Origin of the sequence: Alicyclobacillus macrosporangiidus CPP55 (assembly GCF_000702485.1) — a bacterium.
In the GTDB taxonomy this organism is placed as follows: Bacteria; Bacillota; Bacilli; order Alicyclobacillales; family Alicyclobacillaceae; genus Alicyclobacillus_H; species Alicyclobacillus_H macrosporangiidus_B.
On the sequence record NZ_JNIL01000001.1, the window covers coordinates 2691730 to 2716077 of the forward strand.

Consider the following 24348-nt stretch of genomic DNA (forward strand, 5'->3'; position numbering starts at 1 on the left):
ATTTGCAGTTGGACCCTGCCACCCTAGGCAGGGTTTCTATCCGTTCTCGGGCTTCACTTGTCGAATCGTGTTGGCGACTAGGAGACAATGGAGTATATTTTTTCTGTCAGCAATCGTACTAGGTGGCGATAGACGTGTTTCGCACACATCAGTTGTTGCTGGTCAGACTGTTGCAAATCGCCGACGGCGCCATCGTCATAGCAAGCTTCCTGCTGGCCTGGTATGTGAAGTTCATGTCGGGGTGGCTATCATTTGATCACCACCTGCCATTCAGTACATACTTCTTAGCGGTCCTTCTGTCTGTCCCTGTGTTCATCTTGATCAACTTGGCGACCGGCCTCTACCAGCCGACGCGTGTGAAGTCGCTGTCGAGCCAACTTGTGACCATCGTCCGTAGTTCGCTGCTCGGTTTGCTAATCTTCATGAGCGGGCTGTACTTTCTTAAGCTGTCGGAGTTCTCCCGAGACGTGTTAGTCATCTTCTCGGTATCGTATGTGACATTGCTCACCGTCGAGCGTTTGGCCATCCGTGTCTTCCTGCGCGTGATGCGCAGCCGTGGGTACAACCAAAAGTTCATTCTTGTGGTTGGCTGGAATGCGGCGATGAAGAGGTTCATTCAAGGCCTCGAAGCGCATCCCTGGTTCGGGTACCGTGTCATCGGTTATCTGTCCGAGGAGGCCGACGGACACGCGATGCAAGGAGTTCCGTGTATCGGCCGCGTAGATGACCTGCACTCCGTACTGCAGAACCACGTGATCGATCACGTCATCATCGCCCTGCCTCGCACCGAGATCGCCAAAATGGCTGAGGTCATCCACGTGTGCGAGTTGATGGGGACACAGTCATTGATTGTGCCTGACTACTTCGATCTGCTGCCGGCACGTCCCCGATTTGAAACATTCGGCGACATGCCGCTCATCGACACCCGGTACGTCCCTCTCGACGACGCACTGAATGCAGCGCTGAAGAGGACGTTCGACATCGTATTTAGCGCCCTTGTATTGGTGCTCTTCTCTCCGCTGTTTCTTATAATCGCAATCGGAGTAAAGTTGAGTTCACCGGGGCCAGTATTCTTTGTCCAGTACCGCGTTGGAAAAAACCGTCGTATTTTCCCGATGTACAAGTTCCGTACCATGTACCACGATGGGAGGCAGAGCCATGCGGTAGGACAACGACACCAAGGAGACCCGCTTCTAGACAACTCGGCCGTCGGTGAATGCTCTGCGAGCTCTATTTGTTTCGCGGATGATGACGGTTGGACCATTCCGAATGACCCACGCCGAACGAAGTTTGGTGCATTCTTGCGCAGGACAAGTCTCGATGAACTGCCTCAGTTTTGGAATGTCTTGGTTGGGGATATGAGCGTCATTGGCCCGCGGCCTGAACGGCCCAACTTTGTGGAGAAGTTCAAGGACGAGATACCACGGTACATGGTCAAACACCGTGTACGGCCAGGCATCACGGGGTGGGCGCAGGTACACGGCTGGAGGGGAGATACGTCTATCGCAGAGAGGATACGGTATGATATAGAGTATATCGAGAATTGGTCATTCGGAATGGATTTGAGAATCATTTTGAAGACTTTGAGGCATGGGTTCACTCACCCAAATGCGTATTGATCACGGTACATACTTGGACTCGACTTTCTCAATAACTCGGTCTACTTCTTTAAGTTTTTATGGGGAATTGTCTTCCCATGACATATTGAGCCACCCTTTAGAAATACTAACCTACTTACGCATGAGATCTACTCTGAGTATCGTGTCCTACACTTAGGATGCGAATGGGGGCGGGAATTTGCGAGCCCTAGTACCGGGCGGTGCTGGTTTCATCGGTTTGGATTTCGACTGGTATCCCAACAACTGACGCTGAAATCAATATAGTGGGTTCCATAAACTTGATGGAGTCAGCGCTGTGTAATGGTGTTCGGAACATTATCTATGCATCAACCGGGGGTATCTTCTTAAAGAAAGTGTTTGAGCAGAACCGTGCTTGAACATACTATTTGATGTGTCACCGGTATACAAGTACATCCTGTCTATGCGAATGGACGTGTCGGCGAGGTGCAGAGGATTTCCGCAACTCCACTAGGGAGCAGAAGGTACTCGGGTGGGAGCTCTAGTTCCGCGAGATACCTGTAGACGACAAGGATGGTCCTCATCAGGTGATCATAAGGTCACTAGAAGATAATTTATTCCTCAAACTGGATATTAATATGCCTTTCGAATTGTACTGGGGTTATAAACAGATGTGTACCATTCAGGCGCGTGGACTAACAGTAAACGACTGCTCCATACCGATGGTTCAGGTTCAAATTGTAACTTATAACAGCGGACGAACGCTTAGAAAGTGTATCGAGTCGGTACTGAATCAGGTTGGTGTGCGATCAGTGATCATGGTCATAGACAATAATTCCTCCGACAACAGTCTAGACATTGCACGGTCGTATGAGCCAAAAGTAACATGTATATCTATGCCTCGGAACTACGGCTATGGAGGCGCACATAACGTAGGATTCAAACGGGCATTTGAAACTCAGGTTGAATACATCCTTACCCTGAATCCCGATGTTGAACTTGCGTCCAACTACATATTGGAACTGATTAGATCTTGTAGGAAAGATATTCGATGCGGTGGGGTCACGGGTAAACTTCTCCGTCCTCAATCTCACACAGAAAAACCGGTGCTCGACAGCACGGGGCTTCAGCTTGAGAGGTTTTACCACGTAAGAGACCGTGGAAGTGGGCAACCCGATGAAGGTCAGTACAATGTTCCTGGTGTTGTGTGGGGGATTTGTGGTGCGGCTGCACTCTATCGAACTGATATGCTAAAAGACATTGAGCTCAACGGACAAGTATTTGACGCCTCGTTTTTTATTTATAAGGAGGACGTCGATCTATGCTGGAGGGCCAACAGGAGAGGTTGGTATTTCTTGTACCAACCCACCGCTGTGGCAGAGCATTTACGAGGATGGCGCAATGATACGGCATCCTCTCAAACCAATATAGTTCTATCCTTCTCTTTCGTGAATCAAATTTCCTTATTGATATCACATGCGCAAGGTATTAGAGCGGTGTTGGTCGCTATCACTGTTGAAGTGGTTCGGTGGTCGCTATTATTTCTTCGTCGCCCGTTGGCAGCTCTGATGGCCATAAAACTTCTAAAAGAACGGTGGGCCAAAGAATGGGCGAAACGAAGGTTGTTAAAAATTGGGGATCGCTCAGCAAGGTGGAATTAGATGATCTCGGTTGTTATTGTAACCTATAACTCTATTCAGGTATTGCCGGATTGCCTAAAGTCCCTGGAGGAAACATCTGTTTCACTAGGTCTTGAAGTAATACTTGTCGACAACTGCTCTAGCGACGGAACATGGGATTGGCTGATACAATACCAAAATTCTAAACCACGTCTGGGTAGAGTTAAACTCATACGACTTCATGAAAATAGGGGATACTCATATGCAAATAATCGCGGCGCCGAGATAGCCTCAGGCGAGATTTTGCTCCTTTTGAATCCTGACACTATAGTTGGGGAAAAAACTATTGAGATTTGTGCAGAGAGTCTGCTTGATGATGCTAGTATTGGTGCTGTTGGATGCCGCTTGCTGCTCCCAAATGGTAAGCTTGACAAGGCGTGTCGACGCTCGCTACCTACGTTATGGAACAGTTTTACGCGGTTAAGCGGATTATCCATGATATTTCCTAAATCCCATCTGTTTTCGAGGTATAACCTAACATACTTAGACCAAATAGGCAATTATGAAGTTGAATGTATCTGCGGTGCCTTCTTTATGATTAGAAAATCCACGTATGAATTGTTACATGGACTAGATGAAGACTACTTTATGTATGGAGAAGACGTCGACTTATGTTACCGACTGCGGCGAGCAGGGTACAGAATATATTATCTAGGTGATGCAGTTACGATACACCTAAAAGGTGCAAATGGCGGGAAACGAAGTGCCTTGTCGCTGCAGCACTTTTATCGTACGATGCTCGTGTACTACGATAAGCATTACTCTATGAAATACCCCAGGCTTCTCCGTTCTTTATTGAGTCTGGTCGTACGGTCCATGTTTATCTTCCATGTTACATGGATTAATGTTAGACAAAATGCGTCGCGGGTATTAAAATTGTTCGTTTTCACGTCCAAGGACCATAACGTTAAGCCATCGCATATTAGGTGAGTGGGTGTCCAGTCAAGAATGCTAAGCCTCGTAAATCAGTTTAGGGATATACTTCGATATAGGGAAATGCTGCGTAATCTTGTCATTAAAGAATTGAGCCTTCGATACAAACGATCGTTTCTGGGATTCATTTGGTCGTTCCTTAATCCGATGCTGATGATGTTGGTCTACAGCCTCTTGTTCTCAACTGTCATGAAAATAGATATAGAGAATTTCCAAATATTTCTTCTGACAAACTTATTACCATGGACATTTTTTCAGACATCACTTAGCTCGGCCAGCACGTCGATTGTTAATAATGCAAATCTAGTAAAAAAAGTGTATTTCCCTCGCGAGATTTTGCCTTTGTCTGTTGTCACATCTAATTTTATTAACTTCCTATTGAGTCTCGTAGTGTTGCTTGTGGGATACATAATTTTCCGTGTACCTCTCGGAATCGCACTGATATATTTGCCGTTGGTATTGGCGGTCGAATATCTATTTACTGCAGGACTAAGTCTTTTTCTTGCCGCTATGACAACGTATTTCCGTGATATAGAACATATTGTCAACGTTTTATTGTTTGCGTGGTTCTATGTTACCCCAGTACTGTATCCACTATCCAAGGTTCCGGAGCAATATCGTATGTGGTTCGAACTGAATCCTATGTCTCCGATAATTGATGCATACACGCAAGTCATGTACGATGGTATCTTTCCGCATTGGGAGAGCTTTATTATCATTTCATGTGTCAGCGTCGTGGTTTGCGTAGCTGGGATGGCTGTTTTCGGTGCTGTAAAAAAGGGGTTTGCCGAGGAGATATAATATGCCATACTCGATTGAAGTGTCCCATGTCAGTAAAAAGTTTAAGATTTATAGGGAGAAAAGCCATTCTATAAAAGAACTGCTCCTTCGGAAGAAGAGAAACGTCTACGAAGAATACTGGGCCTTAAAAGATATAAGTTTCAATGTTACATGTGGAACAACGGTCGGTATCATTGGAAGGAACGGCTCAGGCAAGAGCACCATGTTAAAGATTGTTGCAAAAATATTATACCCGGACGCAGGGGTAGTTCACGTCCGTGGACGCGTTTCTGCCCTTCTAGAGTTGGGTGCAGGGTTTCAACCAGATTATACCGGGCGTGAGAATATATATTTAAACGGATCAATACTAGGGCTTACCAAGAAGGAAATTGATTCACATGTCGATGAGATTATCGAGTTTTCCGAGCTGGGACGATTTATCGATACGCCAGTTCGAAACTACTCGTCTGGGATGTATATGCGTTTGGCCTTTGCAATTGCGGTGACAACAAATCCAGATATCTTAATAATTGATGAGGTGCTTGCAGTTGGAGACGAACAGTTTCAGAAGAAGTGTTTCGACAAGCTACATGAGTTCAAAAGACAAGGCAAGTCCATACTATTCGTCTCGCATTCGGATTCGCTGGTAGAGAAATTCTGTGATGAAGTGATCTTGCTTCATAACGGACAACTTCTTGATCGAGGCAAACCAAAGGAAGTATTCACAACGTACCGCGCTATTCAGGGCAAAGAGCATTCCTGTAATGAAGTGATGTGATTCCGGGTGTTAGGTCATAAGAAACATCTGGTAGTATTGCCCTGCCAAACACTGATCGGAAGGTTGTCCGACAACATGAGTATCACTTCGAACCACAAGATTCGTCGCAACACAGATTTAATCTTGGTGGTCGGTGCAGACATTGCCAAGAAGGAACACGTGGCGCGTGCGAGCGATGCGCGCGATATCGGGCTCGGCAATCCTTTGTTCTTTGACAACAGTATGGCATGGAAAAGTTGCTCAAAGACGGACGCTACTCCGTACCCACCATCCCCAAGGATGTCTGCACTTAGCTGCGTGAACGCGATCCTGGCCAAAGTGTGGGATCTGTCCGCCCGCGAACAGTGGCGACAGGTGCAAAAATTTGCGGGGTTCAATCTCAAAGACAACGGTTCCGGCAAATACAAAGGCCAGACGCAGATAGCGAAACGCGAGTGACCAAGATTGCGCGCGTTGTTGTACCGCTGCGTGCTCATTCTAGCGGCAAAGAACATTCACAGTTTCGGGGGCTTCACTAATACTACACCACATAACCCGATGTAGCCCATGCCGTCGCTGGTTGCACCGCGTTGTAAGCTGACACGCATCTTATTCACACTCGGGCGTAAGCAAGTCCCATACGGTCCCGAAAAGGCAATGGGACCCGTTCGGCTCAGCTGCTTGTCGCGTAACAAGGAATCGAAGCTCGCTCAATCGTACGCAACGGCTGCCATGGACAAACGAAGCACGGAGAAGCCCATACGATATATTCCATTCTGGCCATGCCCCTGCAAACGAGCTTAACTGGCCTCAAACCTTCGCCAAACTGAACGATGGACTGAAAAGGGCCGTAGTCAGGACCCATTGAGACATGGGGGGTATTCCGTGAAGGCAACTGTGGAGATCCACTGTGCGATCAAATTTCTGAAAAAGGGGAGTTACCCCCTTTTTTGGGGGGCACAAACCATGTACCGAAGATTCCTGCTAAGGGCAGTCTGACATCATTCGCCTGCTGAATCACATGCATTGTTGCGAGTGAGTAACGAGAGATAGCAAAAGAAGATTGAGGAAGGAGTAGTAATCATGAGAGTCCTCATAACGAACGCAGAATTAGTTGCCTATGCGGGCACTGAAACATACGTGTACACCTTGGCATGTGCTCTTCAGCAGAGGGGCCATGAGGTAGTATGCTACTCTCCCAGAGTAGGGGAAATTGCAGAGCGCCTCTTAAAGCGAGGCATTCGTGTTGTGACTAACTTAGAGCAGATGGATGAGCGTTTTGACATCATACATGGTCACCATTATGGTACTACCTTGGAGGCTTCCTTTCATTACCCGGATACCCCAATTTACCAAGTTATACACGGAAACTCCTCTTGGCAGGAACAACCGCTTCCAAGACTCCTGGTTGATGGATATATCGCAATAAGTGAAGAAATTAAGTATCATTTGATGTCTAATTTAGGTATTCCATCCAGCGAAATTTCCATTATAAGGAATCCTGTTGACATCTCTAGGTTCTCGACCGATAGGGCAATTCACCTCCCTGTTCGAAAACTATTGTTCATGTCAAACAGGGCGACCTCTGATATCCTGTCCACGGTGAGAGCAACTTGTGAAATTGGCAACATAGAACTAATTGAAGTTGGTACTATATCCACTCCAATTTGGGACGTAGAGAAACTAATCGCCGACGTGGACGCTGTGATATCACTTGGCCGTGGGGTCTTAGAGGCCTTAGCTATGGGAAGACCAGCCATTATATACGACTATAATGGTGGGGATGGGTTGGTTACGACTCGAAATTTTGATGTGCTTAGGGAGCGTAACTTTTCTGGTCGGGTTTCGCGTAAATACTTTACTCCGGAAGACCTGCTACGGGAAATTCGCAAGATAGAGATACCCGACGTACTACAATTACAGAAGCGTGTGGTAGAAGAACATTCATCGTCCAGTATTGCGGAGGCAGTAGAATCGTATTGGGAGGTGCTTCTCAAACGACAGCCAAGAAAATTACGTACGATACAGAACTCTGCTTACTTGGAGTGTTTCAGGCGACTCGCAGAGTTTCTCATGACAGACTACGACAAGGCTCAATTGAATTTGAGTTACCAGAAAGAGGTTATAGAAGTTCTCAAATCGGACATACAACGTAAAGACATAGAGTTACAACAATCTTTGTCTGACATACACTATCTTGATGGGCTACTTCGTGAACGTACTGAGGCAATTGCTACTCTAGAACACAGATGCGAGGAACTTTCTGAAGAACTCAAGGCGGCGTTCGAAACTATTGAGCAAAAGGAAAATAATACTAAATACGCTTTGGAGCTAGCGGCCCTTAAGGACAGAGAGCTGTCTGCTATATATTCGTCCAAGGCCTGGAAAGCAATTTCTATATACAGAAAATGGAAAAATCGAGTGCTCAAGGCAGTTAAGAATCCTAAAATAGTACTCCGAAAGTTTATACAGCTCATTGTGAACAAGCCGACCTACCTCAGTCCAGTTTCCGGTGAGTTTAATCATGCCACTCATGATCCAGTGGTTTCTGTGGTAATTCCGATATACGATCGTGAAGATGAGCTTCGACAGAGCATCGAGTCTATATTGAACCAAACATTCCAGAATTTTGAACTAATCTTAGTCTGTGACGGTTCCCCGGAGACGACCCTGCGCGTTGTTGACGAGTACAAAGACCATCCAAAGGTTAGAATTTTCAAGTACTATAACAATAGCGGGAACGCTGTTCGTGGAAGAAATAAGGCAATAAAAGAGGCACGCGGGCGATACCTGGCTTTCCAAGACAGCGACGATATCGCGGAGAAAAACCGTTTAGAACTCTCCGTAGCTTACCTCGAGAAATTCAATGTCGATGTTGTTTACGGTGGATGGAGAGCACTAATGGACGGTACTCGAGTAGTGGAAGGGTTGGAACATGGACAAGAAGTCATGAGTCCAGACTGTGACCTCGACATGTTATTACAGACCTGTGTTCCTTGTCAGAGTACTGTCATGTGCAGACTTGATGCATTACGCGCGGTAGGTGGTCTTAAATCTATCATGCGGTATCGGGAGGATCATGAACTTTGGTTACGCCTTGCGTATCATGGATATACGTTTAAGGCTATACCGCATGTTCTCACGAACTTGAGACTACATTCGTCCAATTTAGAACTGAGTTTTAAGGATTCCGACGAATACTGGAAGAATCTAATGTATCAACAGTACAAAATTGTGACACCAATGAAGCCGAAGATCGGCTACGTAATACCTGGGTGTGGCATCTCGGGAGGGATTGCAGTTGTATGCCAGCATGTCAACCGACTCTTAGACAGAGGGTACGATGTTGTGTTGATATCAGAGGACGAAAACAGGACGATCGACTGGTTCCCAAATCAGAGAGTAAATATCCTTGGATTACACGAAGCTGGGGACAACTTTGACATTCTTGTGGCTACGGGTTGGTCAACAGCATACACCGTAAAGGAGATGAAAGCGACTAGAAAGTTCTACTTTGTGCAGTCAGACGAGAGTCGCTTTTACCTCGAAGGCTCCCGGGAGTGGGCGGCGGCGCTCGAAACTTATAAGTTTGATTTTGAATACATGACAGAAGCGCTGTGGATCAAACGCTGGTTGAAGGAACGGTTTGGTCATGAAGCCTCATACGTACCAAATGGAATTGATGACACCATTATTTATGAAACAGAACCACTTGAGCCAAAAGGAAATAAACTCCGAGTGTTGTTAGAAGGTCCTATTGACATCCCCTTCAAGGGAATGTCTGACGCCTTCAAGGCGGTGGAAGGACTTGATTGCGAGGTCTGGTGCGTAAGTTCCGCAGGTAGACCAAAGCCTGGGTGGCGGTGTGATCGTTTTTTTGAGAAGGTTCCCATGCACAAAATGAAGGAGATTTATTCTAGTTGCGATGTGTTATTAAAGATGAGCCGCGTCGAAGGTTTTTTCGGTCCACCAATGGAAATGATGGCGTGCGGAGGCACTGCCGTGGTGGGCGCAGTGTCGGGATACGACGAATATATTGTTGACGGATACAATGCCTTGGTTGTTCCGCTCGGAGATTGGAAAGCGGCACACGACGCCCTACAGAGGTTAATTGACGACAGATCACTGCTCGACACTTTAAAGCGACATGGAAGGGAAACCGCCGAGAAATGGCGATGGGAACCTACAATTGATATACTTGAACGCTTATTTTACCCTCCGGCGGGATACGAGGATCAGGGGGGACAGCAGTGAACATTATTGGCCTCATGAGGGTGAGGAATGAGGAGTTAATCATACTGGACTCCCTTGACCACCTGTCAGCGATCGTAGACGGAATAATTGTTCTTGATGATGCCAGTAACGATTCAACGCCTAGGCTTGCAAGACGCCATCCCGCGGTGCTAGATGTTATAGAAACTCGGCGGTGGAGATATAACAGACTTGAGGAGGAAACACGGCATAGGCAACTTTTACTTGAGGCGGCACAAGCATATCGTCCAGATTGGTTGTTTTACGCGGACTGTGATGAACGCTTCGAGGGAGATATTCGTGAATTTTTGTTGTCCAAGGAGGCAGAATCCATTGATGGAATTCGCATTTCCTTGTTCGACGCATACATGACGCCTGATGATTGCCAACCCTATAGAGGAGGTCCGCTATTTGGATTTCGCGTTTATTTTGGAAGAGAATGCCGGAACATATTAATGATATGGAAAAACAACGATCGGGTAAAATTTGTAGGAACTGATGCAAGGGAGCCGGTAGTATCCGGAAATATCATCACGCGGTTTTATTGTCAACACTATGGAAAAGCAATTTCGCTAGCTCAGTGGGACGAGACATGCGATTATTATTCAATCTACTTTCCCGAAGTATATTCAAAGAAATGGAGAAGCCGGAAGGGAAAAGGAATCCACTCTGTGTCAGACTTTGGTACAGTGCTTTGCACATGGGACGAAGTTAAACGACAACCGATCACAATTCATCCTTAACAACGAGGGAACTACCCGTGAGTAGAGTCGTATTTCTCAGCACCGAGACATTTGGGGATAGAATGGCGGGGCCTGCCATACGGACATGGGAGTTAGCTTCAGCTTTAGCCCGACTGGGTCACGAAGTTACTGTAGCGTCTACTTCTGAAATAAAAAGGAGTGCCAACTTTAGGACAGCAGTATACAGTGCTAGGTCATTGGCCTTACTATTATCATGCGCAGATACATTCATCATACAGAACCCAGAATTGTTAAGATACGGTGAGGTACGGAATCCTCCGATACCGTTGGTCGTAGATCTTTATGATCCCTTCATTCTGGAAAACCTGGAAGTGTACAAGGATTTGGATATGCGGTCCAGAATTGGATTGCATCGAGCGGATCTAAAAAAACTTCTAGATCTGATATCCATTGGGGATTATTTCATCTGTGCGAGCGAGAGGCAGAGGTTTTTTTGGCTTGGAATTCTTAGTGCGCTAAACCGAATCTGCCCGTCAACATATGACGATGATCCAAGTGGTAGATCTTTGATCGGTGTTGTTCCGTTTGGTATTCCGGACGACCAAGGTCTAACTCAACAAGGTCAGGAGACATGTGAATATATTCCTGGGTTGCAACCAGAGGACAGATTGCTCGTGTGGCCAGGTGGTATCTGGAGCTGGTTTGATCCTCTAACCCTAATTAAAGCGATGGAGATTCTCCGCGATGATATGGCGGTTCCTGTAAAGTTGTTATTTATGGGAGTCCATCATCCGGATCCAAATATCACTGTGATGTCAATGGCTCACAAAGCGAGGCAGTTGAGTGACGAAAAGCGATTGACAGGCAAGTATGTGTTCTTCAACGAACAGTGGGTGCCTTATGACAAGAGGTCAATCATTTTATCTCGAGCTAACATTGTTGTCAGCACTCATTTCAAAACTATGGAAGCTGATCTGTCTTTTCGTACGCGTCTGCTAGACGCAATATGGGCTAAGAGACCGATAGTCTCGACAGAAGGGGGCATATTATCAGATTGGATCATCGAGCACCGGCTAGGCCTGGTTGTCCCTCCGGAAGATCCGATAACACTCGCTCATTCAATTAAGTCGCTTCTCTCGAACGACGATATGTTGGCAGAGATTACGAGAAATATCGAGGCGTTCAGAGCGTCACTCCGATGGGCAAGATGTGTAACGGACTTACACAAGTTCTGCATGCATCCTAGATTTTCGCCAGACAGAATGTCTGGTAAAAACGAAATTGATTTGAGCAGACATATAGATAGCTGTAGATATAGTTCCCGGTTAACTTATTGGTACAAAATGAAATACCGTTTCAGGGCAGAAGGCTTTAGAGGAGTCTTGAAGGCAATTAAGAAGCGTTTACGATGATAGACCAGGCCCATATGCCGTCGAGGCAGCCTAGCAGAAGGGTCAAAGTGATTTAGTGTTAATTGATTTTCTTGGTGGCTGGCGAAGGCAGGTCGTCCATCCTTGGTGCCTTGAGCTTGTCGATTAGACTAACTACGACCACTAGGTGCACCACAGCATATCACTCCCGACTCGAGAAGCGCGCAGGATGAATTGATCCGAGTATCGTCATTGCACCAGCCGTTCAATTTCACCAGATCACCAGGAAGGATTCACATGGACGCCGTAAACGGAAGCTGTTGAGGCCGCGAAAAACATTGTGGTTACATGTGTTCTGATGCCGGGAAGCAGGAGATTTATACAATTTCCTAGGAGGTGTCCTTGTGAAGGGTGTAATACTAGCCGGAGGTACCGGTTCGCGTCTCTATCCTTTGACTCGTATCACAAACAAGCATCTCTTGCCCGTTGGACGCTACCCTATGATTTATTACGCCATCGCCAAGTTGGCGGGGGCCAATGTGCGTGACATTCTTATCGTCACAGGTCGCGAGCATATGGGCGATGTAGTCAATCTCCTGGGCAGCGGCCACCAGTTCGATTGTGAGTTTACATATCGTGTGCAGGACCAGGCGGGCGGGATCGCGCAGGCACTTGGATTGGCTGAAAAATTTGCAGCCGGGGACTCTGTTGTCGTAGTTCTCGGGGATAACGTATTCGAGGATTCCTTAGGACCCTTAATTGAGGACTTCTCGTCTGGGGCACGTGTGTTTCTCAAGGAGGTGCCCGATCCATCACGATTTGGCGTCCCAGTCATCTGCGATGGTCGTATAGTAGCCATCGAAGAAAAACCCGCCCATCCGGGAAGTCCATATGCGGTCACTGGAATCTATCTTTATGACAACCAAGTGTTTGAGATCGTACGTAGCTTGAAACCTTCAGCACGCGGTGAACTTGAGATCACCGATGTGAACAATGCGTACTTGGAGCGCGGGCAACTCAGCTATGTGTTCCTCAACGGTTGGTGGACGGATGCCGGTACACATGTGTCATATGCTCAGGCGAACCAATTGGCTCGTGATGTTCGCCTAGGTCCCGAGTTTGAGCAAAAGGGTTAAAGGGGGAATTGCACATGCGGCTTCTCGTCACCGGAGGATGCGGCTTCATCGGCAGCAACTTTATCAGATATATTGTCAGGCAACACCCGGACTGGACGGTTGTCAATTTTGACGCATTGACCTATGCGGGGAACCCGGAGAACCTCGTAGAGGTTAGCGCAATGCCGAACTATCACTTTGTCCGCGGCGACATCACAGACACCGCGGCGGTTCGCAACGTGTTTATCGAAGGTGTGGACGCGGTCGTGCATTTTGCGGCAGAGAGCCACGTGGACCGTAGTATTCACGATGCCTCCCCGTTTGTTCGCACGAATGTCCTGGGTACCCAGGTATTGCTGAATGCGGCTCGGAAATTTGGTGTCTCCAAGTTTGTCCAAGTGTCGACCGACGAGGTGTATGGAACGCTTGGTGAGACCGGGTATTTCACAGAGGCTACGCCGCTCGCCCCCAACAGCCCGTACTCGGCGAGCAAGGCGTCCGCGGACCTGCTTGCCCGTGCGTATCATGAGACGTACGGTTTGCCAGTGATCGTATCACGCTGTTCGAACAATTACGGTCCATATCAGTTTCCGGAAAAACTAGTTCCACTTGCTATCCTGAACGCCTATGAGGACAAAGAAATCCCGGTGTACGGAGACGGAAAGAACGTCCGTGACTGGTTGCACGTCGAAGACCATTGTCGTGCACTGGACCTGGTCCTCCAACATGGTCGGCCGGGAGATGTGTATAACGTCGGCGGAAACAACGAGCACCAGAACATCGAGGTCGTAAGAACCATTTTATCCATCCTCGGGAAGCCGGAATCGCTTATTCGTTTCGTTACGGATCGCCCCGGACATGACCGTAGGTATGCTATCGATGCATCGAAAATCCGTCGGGAACTCGGGTGGCAGCCAGTGTACAACTTTGAGGATGGCCTCCGCGAGACGGTTAACTGGTACATATCCAATCTCGATTGGTGTCATCGCGTTCGTTCTGGCGAATACCGTTCCTTCTATGAGCTTCAATACGGTGAGCGGCTGGGGATTGGCCAATGAGGGTGTTTATCACGGGTGCGGGTGGACAACTGGGAGTCGATCTTACGCGTGTGTTTCAACAGAACCACGAGGTGACGGCTCTGAGTCGGTCACAGTTAGATGTGGAGCGGGTGCGCAACCGACTCCCTGCTGATTGATTGGCCTCACCATCGCGTCGCTGATTTTGTACTTCGCCTTCATGGACCGCACCGAAGAGACGCGGACCCGAATGAAGATCGAGTGGAAATCGGGTATGTGGGTCATTATCTACTACCTGTTCACTTGTGTAATGTCCCGTAACGAATTAGGGTGGTCCCCAAAGTATACGTTTGAACAGGGTATCCGGCAAACCATTCAGTGGTACCTAGACAACCAGGATTGGAATAGGGTTATATCGGGTGAGTACATGTCCTACTATCAACGGCAATATGGACCGCGTTTGGGGGCATACGTGTGAAGGTGCTGATCTGCGGAGCCTACGGCCAACTTGGAAGAGAGCTTTTACGATTCACCCCGCCTTTCGCTGACGTGTCTGCGTTTGGACGAAAAGAGTTAGATGTCGCTGATTACAACCAAGTACTCGACGCTGTAAACGAGATAAAACCAGACGCCATCATAAACGTGGCAGCGTATACTGCAGTCGACCTCGCAGAACAGGAAGAGGACCATGCATACTTGGTCAACGCGAACGGCAGCAGAAACTTAGCGGTGGCCGCTGAACAGGTAGGTGCAAAGTACTGTTACGTCAGCACAGATTACGTGTTCGACGGCTTGAGCACCATGCCATACAGAGAGTATGACATGACGAGTCCGATGAATGTCTACGGCCGTTCAAAGCGCGCGGGTGAAATTCTCGCTCAAACTCTGACTCGAAAGTATTTTATCGTGAGGACCTCTTGGTTGTACGGGATGCATGGGAGCAATTTTGTTAAGACGATGATCCGGCTCGGCAGGGAAGGCGGTACGGTCAGGGTTGTCAACGACCAGACGGGATCGCCAACCTATGCCGTTCATTTGGCGAAGTTCATATGGAAGTTGGTGGCCACAGACAGGTACGGAATTTATCACGCCACCAATTCCGGTTGCTGTACATGGTACGAGTTTGCGCGAGCGATATTCGAGGAATGTGAGTTGTCGGCTGATGTTGAGCCGTGTAGCACGAAGGACTTCCCGAGACCAGCCCCAAGGCCTGCTTACTCCGTGCTCGATCATATGCAGATCCGCATCAATGGATTTCCTGACCTGCCGCATTGGCGTGCCGGATTGCGGGAGTTCATACAAGAACTGAAAGACAATGCACTGCTGTGATGGGGTGTTTAAATGAAGGTCATCTCTCGGCTACTAAACGATGCGCTAGTACTCGAACCAACTGTGTATAGAGACCACAGGGGATATTTCTTTGAAAGCTATAATCGGCAGTCCCTCAGAGAACTCGGAATCGAGATCGACTTTGTCCAGGACAACCAGTCTTTCTCGACGGCTGCTGGAACCGTTAGGGGTCTGCATTATCAACTTTCTCCCAAAGCGCAAACAAAGCTAGTGCGGGTTCTCACGGGGGCCATCTATGACGTGGTGGTTGACATACGCAAAGGCTCGAAGACCTTTGGCCAATGGGCAGGCGTGGTTCTCAGCGCAGAGAATCACTGCCAGTTACTGGTACCCAAGGGATTCGCGCATGGATTCTGCACGCTGGTACCCGATACTCTAGTGCTTTACAAGGTTGATGAGTACTACTCGCCGGAACACGACCGAGGAATTTTGTGGAACGACCCAGACCTCGGCATTGATTGGCCAATGTCGTCCTGTGTATTGTCTGATAAGGATCGGGCAAATCCTCCGCTGAAATATGCGGAGCTTGACGATTCGCTCTAGTCGTTTTTCAATCGTAGATCTTGTAAGGACTATAGCCCTGGATGTTCAGGTACATTAGGGTCTGCTGAACGAACGGAAAGTCCCTTACTGGCCAGGATTTTGGGGCTCTGAACGCGAATTTATGTGCAAGGGTTTTTTGTAGACAGGTGCGCAAAATCCTTGCACATGGAGGACAGATCGATGTTCCGCGCGAGGGAGAACCAACTTGTTTTGCCAGGTGATTTCTTCCTTCCGTTCGGTGGGAAGTTGAATGAGGATAACCGCTGGGTCAAGCTTGCGCAGGTGATCCCGTGGCGGAAAGTGGAAAAACACTGCGGAGAACAGTTCAAATCCCGGACGATGGGTCAAGAGGCGTATCCAGTCCGTATGGCGCTTGGCGCCCTCATTATTCAGGAACGGTTAGGTCTCAGTGACCGGGAGACGGTCCAGCAGATCACGGAGAACCCGTATCTGCAGTACTTCATCGGACTTCCGGAGTTCCAACAGAAGCCGCCGTTCCACCCTTCCCTGATGACGCACTTCCGCAAGCGGCTAGGCAGTGACATCATCAACCAGGTCAACGAATGGATTGCCGAGGAACAAGACGATGACCACGCTGATTCGGATGATCAGGACGGTGGTTCCGGGTCTGAGGCGGACACACATGCGACGGAAGTGCGTGCTGAGAATACCCAAGAGATGGGTAACCAAGGCAAACTCCTTTTGGATGCGACGTGTGCTCCAGCAGACATCGCCTATCCCACAGACCTGTCGCTGCTCAACGAGGCGCGTGAGAAACTGGAGGAAATCATCGACGTCCTGCATGCAGCACGGAAAGGCGGTAAGCGCAAGCCACGGACGTACCGTGAGAAGGCACGCAAAGCGTATCTTGCAGTGGCCAAACAGCGTCGTGTGAGTCCGAGGGTGCTTCGCAAGGCGATTGGCAAACAGCTGCGGTTTGTGGCCAGGGACCTGCGCATCATTGCGCGGTTGAAAGATGAAGTCGGGCTGAGCGTACTCAGCCGGCGTCAGTACCATCAACTTCTCGTGATTTGCGAGCTCCACCGACAGCAAGAGGAGATGTATCGCAAGCGCACGCATCGCATTGAAGACCGCATCGTGAGCATCTCGCAGCCGCATGTGCGTCCAATCGTTCGAGGCAAAGCGCGGGCCAACGTGGAGTTCGGGGCCAAGGTGGCAGTGAGCCTCGTGAATGGGTATGCGAGGCTGGAACGGTTGGATTGGAACAACTTCCACGAGGGTCTGACGTTGCAAGCGGCGGTAGAAGCCTACAGGGAGAGATATGGCTGTTATCCGGAAACCGTGCTGGCCGACAAGGCGTACCGAACCCGGGAGAACCTGCGCTATTGCAAAGAGCGGGGCATTCGATTGAGCGGGCCTGCATTGGGACGGCCATCGAAATCCTTGGCGGTGGAACAAAAGCGAATCGAGCAGCAGGATGCAGCGGAGCGCAACGAGATTGAAGGCAAGATTGGCGAAGGCAAGCGCCTGTATGGGCTCGGCCTGATCCGTGCACGTCTGCGAGAAACCAGTGAAACGGTGATTGCCTTGCAACTGCTGGTGATGAACCTGGAGCGGCGGCTGCGCCTGCTTTTTTGCGCCATTTTGTCCAGGTTCATGGCAACCAGCGTTTCTGGCAGAGTACTGATGCTCACATAACGCTTAACGGTAGGTCAAGATAGCATACCGAAGAATACGAGCCGAGTGCCGTTGGGGTTGGTCAAAAGACTCGTTCAGCAGACCCTAGGTAATGAGCGAACGGCTCATTTCTGTCCCACTTTCAACCCGGACCGAGGCCACAATCGCTTCACCACCAGCACAATGAACAACATAGAGGGAATCAGGTAGACAGCCACCGCCCAGACTCGGTGACTATCCGTTCCGGTGAGAAGTCCGTGCAGTGTCACCAAAATGAACATGGGGAACGACGAGTAATGTATGGTTCGCCACATCTTAACGGGCATCTTTTCTCTGATGTATGATGTAACAACCAGCAAGCCCCAACCGTAGAGTGTCAAAACGCCAAAACCTGTGTAAACAGGGCGATACTTCGCGGTGAATGCTATCAGCAGTTCCGGTACACCAAACGGGACAGATGTGTCTTGGTAAAGGCCCCAAAGATGGAAAAAGAGAAATGGAAGGACCAACAGTGCAGCGTATTGATGCATCTGCGTCATCAGTTTGCGGAGTTTCCATTTATCCCACAAGGCACTGGTCGTCGAAACGCCGAGCAAGACCGCCAGAGACAGCAACCAATACGACGTAAATCCTGAAGATCTGGCCATGTACCAGTAGAACTTATTGACGGTGCTCCGACCTGGATTCGCCGCGTGCATGGCTGCAAATGAACCAAGACTGATGATGATGGTGACTGCACAAACAAGACCAAACGGAAACCGTTGACGTTCATTCAAGAGTTCCACGCATGGATCACCTCACCCGTATTCAACACAAGCACCCAGCCGGCCAATGATTCATCGGCCAGCCATCTTCGTCCGCGCTCAGAACCCAACAGCAAACCGACCTTCGCCATCACCTCGGCTTGAACGAGGTCCTGATGAATGACTGTACAGGAGACCACATCCGACTCAACCGGCACACCAAGAAACGGATCGAGGATGTGATGCACGGTCTTTCCGTCCTGCGTCCACCTTCGACGATACGTGCCGCTCGTAGCCACCGCCACATCGGAAACATCCAGTGTGATCACGTGCGAACCGTGGGAACCGTACGGATCTGCGATGGCCACGCACCACGGCCGGTGACCATTCGTCCCGCAGCAAATCATGTCTCCACCGGCGTTGAATAAAAACTGAGAGATACCTTGTTGCCTTAAGATCAAAGCCGCCTGTTGAACAATCCACCCTTTTGCGATGCCCCCCAAGTCGATTTTGTATCCGGGGTATAAAAGCACCTCGGCCTTTACCGCATCGATTTCAAAGGGACAAACCAACGGCGCTACAAATGGAGATGCATCATCTGTGACTCGGACGACGGGTTGGTCTGCAATCCGGTGGAAAGACACGTCATATCCAATATTCTCGAGAACATGTCCCAAACATGGATTGAACAGACCTTTCGTGTGCTCGAAAGATTGTCTGGCAAGCCGAAGAACTTCCACGGTGGCAGGATGTACAGGCACCCACCGTCCAGGGGCTGAATTGACCCGGCTGACATCGCTGTCTGGCCGAAACCGCGACAGCAGAGCCTCCAATTGACCGACTGTGTTTCGGGCACGTTGCACCGCATGACCGACATTGGCTGATGCAGACAGGCCCTGCGGGATCACAATTTCCACCTGTGTGCCCATGGCTTGGAATGTCACATGGCTCATGGCATGGCTCACGATCCGGATGAAGTGGCATCGGGCTTGGATTGGTGGCTCAATCGCGCACTTCCAGAACCAGGGGCTGGCCGTGCCACGGGAGTGCTGGATGGCCGTGGTGTCGGCGCGGAAACAGACGAATGTCTCCGAGGACTCGTCGCGTGAGGGATTTGGCTGGATGTTTTGGGTGGCTGTGCGGAGTTCACTGGATCGTTCGATACAGACTGCGTCAATCCGGCGACACGCGCTTGTTTCACAGCGTTTTGTATCGCCGTCAGTGTATTTTGGTCAATCGTTCCAGTTGGCGGAAGCTGGTGTTCAGCCTGGAACGCCCTTACAGACTCCGCAGTCATCGCGCCGTAGTACTGCGTGATAGGGTGATGGAAGTAGCCCAGAAGGGACAATTGCTGCTGAATCGCTCCCACCTGTGGGCCTTGTGAACCAATCGCATAAAGTATCTTCTCCACATCGGCACCCGTATTGTCAGATTGGTTTGGTTGCGGGACCAGTGGCTTGAGTACAGGTGACTTCGTGGACGACGCATGAAGCGAAGGGGCCGTTGCGGCAATGTGATGCCAAGTGGCGAACAGTGACCCAAAGGCCATCACAGGCGTACCCCAAGAGAGAGTAGTTAGCCACAAACGCAACTTGCGTTCCCTGCGTTGCCGGGCGATCTGTTTTTCTTGGTTCGTACCCATCGATCCACCCTCCTCGTGTCACATGGTACATCCCGTACATCAAACGAAATTCAAACCGATACCGTTGAACGAAGAAACGCGGTGCCAGAACGAAAACCCAGCACCACGTATCTTTGGTGCATCATATCCAGCCAGGGGAGACTTCGTCGCATGTCAAGGTAAATGCACGCCTAAACCGTCGGTGTAAACGAGTGTGCCCCCGAGGTGTCCTGCTGCACTCACCATGACAACTGCAGCCATGGAGAAAATTACAGCCAACACGGACGGTTGAAAACGCTGCGGGTTTTTCCATACACGCCAGCCTTGGAATACCAGCGCAGCGACTGCGAAAACGCCAGTCCATTCCCCGTAGTCCTTGTGTGTGTGCAAGATGTGCACCGCGCTGCGGGGCACATGGCTGAGATAAGAACCGCTGATCGCGCCGGCAACACCAGCCGCCCCCACAGATAGAACGCTGAAAACCAATAAAATGAGGAACGACTTGACGGCAAAGTCACTCTTGCGGTAAAAGAGACTGACAATGCCCGCCAAGCCAGCCAAGTAGACGGTGGCAATGGTGAAGTGTACAACCATGGGGTGAATGGTAGGCGGAAACAAACGATACAGGCTTGTCATGCACCCTATCCCCTCCTGAGGGAACAGGATACGGATCCTACTTCAAAACAACCTCAAGAGCATTCAGCGTTACGGATGAGAACGCTGGAATTCAAGTTTTATCTTTTGCGGAACAACGATGGTCGTGACCACCCACGGACCATCCGTCCGTATGTCGATATTCCCTTGCATTTCTTCGAGGATCCGGTTGGCAATTTTCATTCCGACTCCGCGCGTGATATCCCGGGCGTGAATCCCCGCGTCAGGTGTGCTCCGGGCTCGGTTCTGCAAACGAAACTGAATCATGTGCGACTGGGATTTGAGAGACCATGTTGCCTCTGTCCCCTCCTCCGCGTGATCCACTACATTCTTGCACACGATGCTGATCAGCCGGGTCCACATTTCCGGTGTTGACATCACAAAGAGTCCCGGTTGAGAGGAACCTGAGAGTTCAATCCTGTGTTGTTGGAGAAGCGGCCTGAAGCGCTCAATCACCTCGTCCGTCAGATCCGACACCGCAACCGGCTGCAAATGAACTTGAAATGACTCCGCATTGAGTCGGGAAAGGTACAGAATATCCTTGACCAAGGTGGAAGCCTCCAGGATCTCTCTCGACAGGTCGTCCTGAATCTCCTTATCCGCCACGTGCGTCGCCACAATGGCGTTCATTGTCGCCAGCGGTGTCTGCAATTCGTGGGACAGCTCTACCAGCATGTCCTGATGGGCTTTCCAGGTCTTTTGCGCAGGAATCAGCGCCTTTCTCGCTATCCACAAGTGAAACAAAACAGCGCCTAATACGCCGACAGAGCCGACAAGCAACAGAAGGTCCCGAACGTGGTGGAGCGTAACATAGGTTTGCTCTGTCGACTCGTACGTCACAATCTGTACGGATTCGCCCGGTTTGACGAACGAATCGGAGAATATGCGATAGTGCCGACCGCCATACACCATACTTGTCAAATGCCCATCGCTCGCGTGGGCCAATAGAGTGGCTGGCGCAACGGGGGAGTTGTCCGACACGTAATTTCCGCTCGATGTATGGATCAGTGTATACACACTCATTCCCTTATCGTCGGTGGTGTCCAACAATCGAAAAACGTCTTCGGAGATGCGGCTGACGGTCAGCAGACGGTCATGTACTTCTGCAAACTCGGAACGCAAGCTCGCGTCCGATTCCATACGCAGTTGGCGGGCCAGTTCCAGATAGACGAAACCTCCAAAACAGGAAAGCAGCACCACGGTGCCCAAGATCATCAGGAACGATATTTGCAAATAAAAACGTTTCAACATGTTTCTCACCTATAAGTTGGGGTGGATCATATACCCCTGGCCCCGCACCGTTTTGATGATATTCTTAATGCCTAATTGAGCACATTTTTTACGTAAAAAGTACACGTAGGTGTCGAGCGCATTGTCTGCCAGGTCGGCGTCTGGACCCCAAACATGATGGATCAGTTGATCGCGAGTCAACACTTGATTTGGATGGCGCATGAGGCACTCCAGGAGTGAGTATTCCTTGCTGGATAATTCGAGGATGTTCCCGTGGTACTCCAATGTCCGCGAATTTCTGTGAAGGGTGGCCTGTCCAAGCGTGACATCGTCGACGGACGTGTATCCGCCGGCGCGCCGAATCAGCGCCTCGATTCGGGCGATGAACTCACTGGAGTCAAAAGGCTTGCCGAGATAATCATCTGCGCCCGCATTCAGTCCGTTGACTCTGTCTGCGGGCTCATTTCGCGCTGTGAGCATGAGAATCGGTGTGTGGATTTTCAACTTTCGCACCTTTGAAACCAGATCCATACCGTCCCCGTCTGGAAGCATGACATCCACAACGATGCAGTCGTAGGCGTTGGTCAACGCAAGATCGATTGCGTTGAACACCGTGTGGGTGTGATCCACTTCAAACTCGTGCTTTTGTAAGAGATCCTTAAGCGCGCGGGCGAGACGAACGTCGTCTTCAATCACGAGCACTCGCAACGCGAAACCCTCCCTTTGTATGTTTTCAGTTTTGCACCCCAGTTGACCCTGTATCAACTCCAATCCTTGGTCGTCTGGTGGTGAAAGTGAAAAGGGCGTGTCGCGTGCGCCGCAAGTGGGCTTGGCGATGCGTCCCAATGCGCGTACTCCTGGACGGTGGCTTCGTACATTTGAAACGAGTGGAACTCGGCGTCCTCCCGCAACAGCGCGTGTCCCAGCGTGTTGAAGAGCGCGTCGACGTCACCGCCCCGGTTCAGGTAGTGCGCTACCCAATTCGCCGCTTCCGCGACGAGCTGGCGCTTATTCATGAGGTCGAGCAATTCTTCGAGGTGAAGCGACGCTCCCGCCGCCGCAGCGCGATCGGCGTTCGGTGCGGGGGCGGATGGAATGTTCAGAAAACGGTCCAGATAGATGCGCATGGCGGTGTGGTACACCGCACGGACAACGAGCGCATGGGACCCGCGAAGCAAGCGCTCGTGCACTGCGTGCGCGTGCGTGAACGTGTGCAGCACGGCGATCCAGTCGGAGAAATCGTTTTGTACGTGAAACCGCGCGATCCGCTCTGCCGTAGCCAACGCCACCAGTTGCGCGATGCGAACTGGCGGAACACCGCTCCGGAGCGCGTCTGTGATCCGCGCAACGGTCACCAGCGGTTGGTCGCTGAGTACCTGGTTGACAAAAGCCGCTTCATCCAGTTCAACTTCGGTGCCTTCCCCGGCTCTCGCACCGGCGGCCTCGAGAATTTCGGGCAGCTCCGCGAACGTCTGCTGCAAGGGCGTCACCAGGTACACTGGAGCGCGCCAATTCTGAAGCTCCTCGCTCCGCATGGGATGGGCGAGCAGTGGAAGAAGGGAGGTCAGCACACGCTCGCGCAGGCCGTTGTCCTCTTCGTCAGCCGGAGGGGTGGGTGCGTGGTCTTCCCTGTCCGAGCCTTGGCCCATGTTGCGCTTGGGTTCCGCTCGTTCGAGCACTTCAAACGCCTTGTTGTGGAAGTCGAACGTGTGGCCCCCGTTCAGGTAAAAGTGGTCTGTCGCGGCGACCAACATCATGTCAGCGATGGTGCGCAGACTGGCACCCTTTTGGATGGCCGTTAACAAAATCCGCTCCGCTCCCTCGGTGTCCCGGACTTCGACGCACTGGCGGTACCAGGACGCGAGCCTCTCCAACGAAACATCCGTGTCCGGGAGCGGCTGCAAGAGGTATCGCGGCGGCCGGCCGGAGCAGTCGCGAGCAACGTGCACCAGGCCCTGAAACAACGCGAGGATGCGGCCATAGGTGTCCAATCGCGGCAGGACGCCCGCCATTGCGGTGAGGATGGTGAGCCCTGGTCCCCAGCCCGCCGAGCGCTGGGCGGTGCCCCACTGAACCCCGAGCTGCGCAATCTCGTCTTCGGGAACACCGGCTTCTACCAGCGCGATCACGGATTTCGCGATGATCAGAGGGATGTTTTGTTCCAGGCCTTCCCTCAGCCTCCGCCAATGCCGCTCGACGCTGCGCTTCTGCGTGGGTCTTGGATCCACCCACACCTGCCCGTCCACAACGTGCACGGCATACGTGGGAACGTCGTCCGCCCACGGATCGAGCGTTCCGCCGCTCAATACATCGAACCGCGCGTGGTGCCAATGGCAGGTGAGAAATGCCATCGCACAACGTCCCCTGATGCAGCGGGAAGCCCATAT

The 24348-nt window shown here is 50.5% G+C and carries 22 protein-coding genes; 15 read left to right on the top strand and 7 right to left on the bottom strand.

Annotation, left to right across the window (positions count from 1 at the left end; genetic code table 11):
* Window positions 1-134: 134 nt before the first annotated feature.
* The 15 genes from N687_RS0113470 to N687_RS0113520 all read left to right on the top strand — a co-directional run bounded on the left by N687_RS0113470 (window position 135) and on the right by N687_RS0113520 (window position 17734).
* A complete protein-coding gene (locus tag N687_RS0113470; RefSeq protein WP_029422345.1) occupies window positions 135-1619 on the top strand; it encodes a sugar transferase in 1485 nt (494 codons plus the stop codon).
* Between the two features lie 545 nt (window positions 1620-2164).
* Window positions 2165-3238, top strand: a complete 1074-nt coding sequence (locus tag N687_RS23200) for a glycosyltransferase family 2 protein (RefSeq protein WP_081841389.1) — start codon at window positions 2165-2167, stop codon at window positions 3236-3238.
* Window positions 3239-4186: a glycosyltransferase family 2 protein gene (locus N687_RS25535; protein WP_081841390.1), complete on the top strand. Its 948-nt coding sequence runs from the start codon at window positions 3239-3241 to the stop codon at window positions 4184-4186.
* A gap of 66 nt (window positions 4187-4252) precedes the next feature.
* A complete protein-coding gene (locus N687_RS25540) occupies window positions 4253-4990 on the top strand; it encodes an ABC transporter permease (protein WP_197029285.1) in 738 nt (245 codons plus the stop codon).
* Window position 4991: 1 nt separating this feature from the next.
* Complete coding sequence (locus N687_RS0113480; RefSeq protein WP_035462279.1) at window positions 4992-5747, top strand: ABC transporter ATP-binding protein; 756 nt, start codon at window positions 4992-4994, stop codon at window positions 5745-5747.
* A gap of 75 nt (window positions 5748-5822) precedes the next feature.
* Entirely contained in the window at window positions 5823-6185 is a 363-nt protein-coding gene (locus N687_RS23965; protein WP_156040149.1) for a hypothetical protein, read from the top strand.
* Between the two features lie 624 nt (window positions 6186-6809).
* Window positions 6810-9980 carry a glycosyltransferase gene (locus N687_RS22315; protein WP_081841391.1) on the top strand — a complete coding sequence of 1057 codons (3171 nt, stop codon included), beginning with the start codon at window positions 6810-6812 and terminating at the stop codon, window positions 9978-9980.
* Complete coding sequence (locus N687_RS23210; protein WP_081841392.1) at window positions 9977-10720, top strand: glycosyltransferase family 2 protein; 744 nt, start codon at window positions 9977-9979, stop codon at window positions 10718-10720. The genes N687_RS22315 and N687_RS23210 overlap by 4 nt, the downstream gene beginning before the upstream one ends.
* A 17-nt stretch (window positions 10721-10737) precedes the next feature.
* The gene (locus N687_RS23215; protein WP_081841393.1) at window positions 10738-12093 is read left to right on the top strand and encodes a glycosyltransferase family 4 protein; all 1356 of its coding nucleotides are present in this window, start codon (window positions 10738-10740) and stop codon (window positions 12091-12093) included.
* 362 nt (window positions 12094-12455) lie between these two features.
* Window positions 12456-13187 (top strand): sugar phosphate nucleotidyltransferase, encoded by a 732-nt coding sequence (locus N687_RS0113495; protein ID WP_029422349.1) that lies wholly within the window; start codon window positions 12456-12458, stop codon window positions 13185-13187.
* Between the two features lie 14 nt (window positions 13188-13201).
* A complete protein-coding gene (gene rfbB / locus N687_RS0113500; protein WP_029422350.1) occupies window positions 13202-14224 on the top strand; it encodes a dTDP-glucose 4,6-dehydratase in 1023 nt (340 codons plus the stop codon).
* Complete coding sequence (locus N687_RS25545; RefSeq protein ID WP_156040150.1) at window positions 14221-14361, top strand: sugar nucleotide-binding protein; 141 nt, start codon at window positions 14221-14223, stop codon at window positions 14359-14361. The genes rfbB and N687_RS25545 overlap by 4 nt, the downstream gene beginning before the upstream one ends.
* Before the next feature lie 295 nt (window positions 14362-14656).
* On the top strand, window positions 14657-15511 hold the full coding sequence (rfbD, locus tag N687_RS0113510; protein ID WP_029422352.1) for a dTDP-4-dehydrorhamnose reductase: 855 nt from the start codon (window positions 14657-14659) through the stop codon (window positions 15509-15511).
* A gap of 12 nt (window positions 15512-15523) precedes the next feature.
* A complete protein-coding gene (rfbC, locus tag N687_RS0113515; RefSeq protein ID WP_029422353.1) occupies window positions 15524-16075 on the top strand; it encodes a dTDP-4-dehydrorhamnose 3,5-epimerase in 552 nt (183 codons plus the stop codon).
* Between the two features lie 180 nt (window positions 16076-16255).
* Window positions 16256-17734, top strand: coding sequence for an IS5 family transposase (locus N687_RS0113520; RefSeq protein ID WP_035462282.1), 1479 nt, complete (start codon window positions 16256-16258; stop codon window positions 17732-17734).
* Window positions 17735-17838: 104 nt separating this feature from the next.
* On the opposite strand, the gene N687_RS0113525 is transcribed toward N687_RS0113520, so the two are convergent.
* The 7 genes from N687_RS0113525 to N687_RS21205 all read right to left on the bottom strand — a co-directional run bounded on the left by N687_RS0113525 (window position 17839) and on the right by N687_RS21205 (window position 24312).
* Entirely contained in the window at window positions 17839-18498 is a 660-nt protein-coding gene (locus N687_RS0113525; RefSeq protein WP_035462285.1) for a ferric reductase-like transmembrane domain-containing protein, read from the bottom strand.
* On the bottom strand, window positions 18486-19409 hold the full coding sequence (locus tag N687_RS23220) for an FAD:protein FMN transferase (RefSeq protein ID WP_029422356.1): 924 nt from the start codon (window positions 19407-19409) through the stop codon (window positions 18486-18488). The genes N687_RS0113525 and N687_RS23220 overlap by 13 nt, the downstream gene beginning before the upstream one ends.
* Before the next feature lie 8 nt (window positions 19410-19417).
* Window positions 19418-20098: a peptidoglycan-binding protein gene (locus tag N687_RS25550; protein ID WP_081841394.1), complete on the bottom strand. Its 681-nt coding sequence runs from the start codon at window positions 20096-20098 to the stop codon at window positions 19418-19420.
* Window positions 20099-20251: 153 nt separating this feature from the next.
* A complete protein-coding gene (locus N687_RS0113535; RefSeq protein WP_029422357.1) occupies window positions 20252-20713 on the bottom strand; it encodes a DUF2231 domain-containing protein in 462 nt (153 codons plus the stop codon).
* A 69-nt stretch (window positions 20714-20782) separates the two neighbouring features.
* Complete coding sequence (locus N687_RS0113540; RefSeq protein ID WP_035462288.1) at window positions 20783-21982, bottom strand: sensor histidine kinase; 1200 nt, start codon at window positions 21980-21982, stop codon at window positions 20783-20785.
* A gap of 9 nt (window positions 21983-21991) precedes the next feature.
* On the bottom strand, window positions 21992-22663 hold the full coding sequence (locus tag N687_RS0113545; protein WP_231493621.1) for a response regulator transcription factor: 672 nt from the start codon (window positions 22661-22663) through the stop codon (window positions 21992-21994).
* Window positions 22664-22722: 59 nt separating this feature from the next.
* A complete protein-coding gene (locus N687_RS21205; protein WP_051663249.1) occupies window positions 22723-24312 on the bottom strand; it encodes a Rieske (2Fe-2S) protein in 1590 nt (529 codons plus the stop codon).
* Between the last annotated feature and the right edge of the window lie 36 nt (window positions 24313-24348).

Bases quoted from the DNA above. Each gene is read 5' to 3' on its own strand.
- N687_RS25545 (WP_156040150.1), top strand. From the start codon at position 14,221: ATGAGGGTGTTTATCACGGGTGCGGGTGGACAACTGGGAGTCGATCTT.
- N687_RS23965 (WP_156040149.1), top strand. From the start codon at position 5,823: ATGAGTATCACTTCGAACCACAAGATTCGTCGCAACACAGATTTAATC.
- N687_RS0113535 (WP_029422357.1), bottom strand. From the start codon at position 20,713: ATGACAAGCCTGTATCGTTTGTTTCCGCCTACCATTCACCCCATGGTT.
- N687_RS25540 (WP_197029285.1), top strand. From the start codon at position 4,253: ATGCTGCGTAATCTTGTCATTAAAGAATTGAGCCTTCGATACAAACGA.
- rfbC (WP_029422353.1), top strand. From the start codon at position 15,524: ATGAAGGTCATCTCTCGGCTACTAAACGATGCGCTAGTACTCGAACCA.
- N687_RS23220 (WP_029422356.1), bottom strand. From the start codon at position 19,409: ATGAGCCATGTGACATTCCAAGCCATGGGCACACAGGTGGAAATTGTG.
- N687_RS21205 (WP_051663249.1), bottom strand. From the start codon at position 24,312: ATGGCATTTCTCACCTGCCATTGGCACCACGCGCGGTTCGATGTATTG.
- N687_RS25535 (WP_081841390.1), top strand. From the start codon at position 3,239: ATGATCTCGGTTGTTATTGTAACCTATAACTCTATTCAGGTATTGCCG.
- rfbB (WP_029422350.1), top strand. From the start codon at position 13,202: ATGCGGCTTCTCGTCACCGGAGGATGCGGCTTCATCGGCAGCAACTTT.
- N687_RS0113480 (WP_035462279.1), top strand. From the start codon at position 4,992: ATGCCATACTCGATTGAAGTGTCCCATGTCAGTAAAAAGTTTAAGATT.
- N687_RS0113540 (WP_035462288.1), bottom strand. From the start codon at position 21,982: ATGTTGAAACGTTTTTATTTGCAAATATCGTTCCTGATGATCTTGGGC.
- N687_RS0113520 (WP_035462282.1), top strand. From the start codon at position 16,256: ATGTTCCGCGCGAGGGAGAACCAACTTGTTTTGCCAGGTGATTTCTTC.
- N687_RS25550 (WP_081841394.1), bottom strand. From the start codon at position 20,098: ATGGGTACGAACCAAGAAAAACAGATCGCCCGGCAACGCAGGGAACGC.
- N687_RS22315 (WP_081841391.1), top strand. From the start codon at position 6,810: ATGAGAGTCCTCATAACGAACGCAGAATTAGTTGCCTATGCGGGCACT.